This window comes from Deinococcus rhizophilus, assembly GCF_030271215.1.
Taxonomy (GTDB): domain Bacteria; phylum Deinococcota; class Deinococci; order Deinococcales; family Deinococcaceae; genus Deinococcus; species Deinococcus rhizophilus.
Window position 1 is genome coordinate 1 of the sequence record NZ_JASNGB010000268.1, and the last position, 2,651, is coordinate 2,651.

A 2,651-nucleotide genomic window follows, 5' to 3' on the forward strand; every position below is an offset into this window, starting at 1 on the left:
CGGTCACCGCGTCGAACAGCGCCCGGCCATCGGCCTCGTCGGTGGCGTAGCCCTTGCCGACGACGATGTGGCTCTTGAAGGACTCGGGAACCGGGATCCACTGCTCGCGCGGAAAGAAAAAAGGCTCGGCGAGCAGCAGGCAGGTGATCTCCGGGTTGGCGTGTGGCTCCAGGGGCGTGCGGCGGTAGTGGGCGATGCGCCGGCGCATGACGTCCTGGTCGGGCACGCCGTTGGCCTCCCGGAAGGCGTCCCAGGCGAGGGTGAGCGGCAGCCGCACGGCGCGGGCGAAAAAGCCCCCGCCCACGATGAAGTGGTGCGGGGCGTGCAGCTTGAAGAGGAAGAGTTCGCCTTCCCCGAGGGCCCCGAAGCCCTGACCGCTGGGCCGCCAGAAATTCACCTCGGTCAGGCCACGTTGCTCGGCGAGGAAGTGGTACCACCCANGAGGAAGAGTTCGCCTTCCCCGAGGGCCCCGAAGCCCTGACCGCTGGGCCGCCAGAAATTCACCTCGGTCAGGCCACGTTGCTCGGCGAGGAAGTGGTACCACCCATCGTCGGTGACGCCGACGAAAATCCGCATGCCCCAGGGTAGGCCACCGGGGGCAGGAACAGGCCTGCAGATCTGCGGCCTGGGTGGGAGGCCTTCCCGGGGTCCTGAAGGCTGGAGGCGGTCCGCGCGCATCTGCGTCGGCACCGACCGTCACGACCTGCTAGACAGGGAACCGATGTTCAAGTTCCTGACGGTCGCCCTGGCCCTGACGGCCACCCTCCCCGGCGTCTCCACGACGCCCGCGCAACTCGGCACCACGCTCAAGCTCCGCAGCGGCGAGGCCAGCCGCCTGGTCCTGATTCGCGGTGCCCAGATCAGCAGTCTGGAACAGTTCCAGAGCAAAGCCGGGCTCACCCATCTGCGCTTCCGGCTGAGCAGTGGAGGCCGCTCTTATTCGGCGATCGCCTACCAGAACGACTGGACTCCCGCCATGCGGCAAAGCCTGGAGTCGGGCCGCGTCGATGCTGCGGGCGTCTGGGACACCTTTCAGGGTGCGCCGTCGTTCACCCTCAAGCACGCGGTCGCCGCGGGGACCCAGGGCGCAGCCTCCCCGAACAGCACCTCGGCGGAGCTGCTGCGCATCCGCGGCGCCGTGATCACGCCCGGCAGCGTGCAGAAGTTCACCGCCAGGTCCCAGGCCCGGCACGTGACCTACACCTTCGTGGCCGAGGGCAAGACCTACCAGGGCGTCATGTACGCGGGCACCTGGAACTCGGCGGCCCTCGACCAGCTGCGCGGCGGCCGGGCCACCCTGTACGGCCGCTGGGGCACCTTCGAGAACCGGCCCAACTTCATCACCACCCGGGTGGCCCCTTGACCATCTACGCGGGGTCGGCGCACACGGTCGCCGACATTCCAGAGAGCTTGTACGAGGAGCTCAAGTTCCTGTTGCAGGGCCGCCCGGACGCCTTCGCCCTGCTCGAGTTCACCAGTCCAGGTGGACACCACCGGCAGATTGACTGCGCGGTCGTCAGCGCCGGCGGCGTGGACCTGATCGAGATCAAGCACAAGCGCAACCCGGTCAGGGGCACCGCCGACGGTCCCTGGGCGACCGAGGATGACGGGCGACTCAACGTCTTCTCGAACCGGAAGGCTGGGGTCACCGAAAATCCCTATCAGCAGGCGGCCAACAGTGGGGGTGACCTGGCCTGGGGCCTGGCACGGGTGCTGGGCCTACGCCGGGAGCGGGTGCGGGTCTATCCCATGGTCCTGATTCCTGAAGCGCACCCGGAGTGCGAGATCGCCGAACACAGCAACGTGAAGCTCGCGCTGGGCTCGGACGCGCTGAAGGACACGCTGCGGGCCTACAACTGGAAGGCCGTGTGGTCGCCCGACGAGTATGGGGAACTGCCCGGGCGGCTCGGGCTCACGCCCATCGAGCTCGGGAACGTGACCGGCCGGGTGGTGGACGGAGAGACCGGCCAGCCCGTGCGCGGCGTCCGGATCAACGTGCCCGGGCGCGACGAGCCGCTGCACAGCGATTTCCGCGGCGGGTTCCGCTTTATGGCGCCGCTGGGGGCCCACCTGAGCTTGGTGCTGGAACCGGAGACGTCGCACGAGGTCACCGGGCTCGAGTTGAGTGTGAGCCACCGCCACCTCGACCTGGGGAACGTGGCCCTGCCGCCAGTGGTCACCGAGGCGGCAAGGCAGGCCGCCCTTGCGCAGCTCGAAGTGGAGTTCCAGCAACGCCTGACCAGCCTGCAGGCCGTCAGCCACGAGCAGGTGGAGCATCTGACGGCATTGAACCAGACCCTGCTCGACGGCTTGCAGCGTGAACACGACGAGCGGCGCACGCTGGAACGGCGTCTGGCGGGCGCCGTGAAACAGGCGGCTCCAGGCGACCTCGGCAGCCAAGTTCAGCAGCGTCACGAGCTGGCCCGGGTGCGCGAGCAACTCGAGCACTCGGAACATCTGTTGCAGGAGCTGCGCCGCCCTGAGGTCCAGATCGGCGACGCCATCCGGCGTGAAGCCGCCGAGCACCTGGTGGTGCTGCGTGCGGCCAGGCTGCCGGCCCTGCCACCCGCCGGGAGCCCAGTGGGGCTGCCGGGGGACGCCCCCCGGTTCCGGGTCACGGGCCGCTCGGCGGCTCCGGTCCCCAGGGCCGA

General features: G+C 69.3%; 3 protein-coding genes. 2 read left to right on the forward strand and 1 reads right to left on the reverse strand.

Translation table 11 applies throughout. The annotated features are described in order from the left end of the window. The coding region (locus tag QOL99_RS16360) for a hypothetical protein (RefSeq protein ID WP_285525374.1) at window positions 1-397 on the reverse strand (397 nt) is incomplete at its 3' end. A 324-nt stretch (window positions 398-721) separates the two neighbouring features. Between QOL99_RS16360 and QOL99_RS16365 the strand changes: the two genes are divergently transcribed. Further along, window positions 722-1,363, forward strand: coding sequence for a hypothetical protein (locus QOL99_RS16365; protein ID WP_285525376.1), 642 nt, complete (start codon window positions 722-724; stop codon window positions 1,361-1,363). Further along, a partial coding sequence (locus QOL99_RS16370) for a nuclease-related domain-containing protein (RefSeq protein ID WP_285525377.1) occupies window positions 1,360-2,651 on the forward strand: 1,292 nt, incomplete at its 3' end. The genes QOL99_RS16365 and QOL99_RS16370, both read left to right, overlap by 4 nt.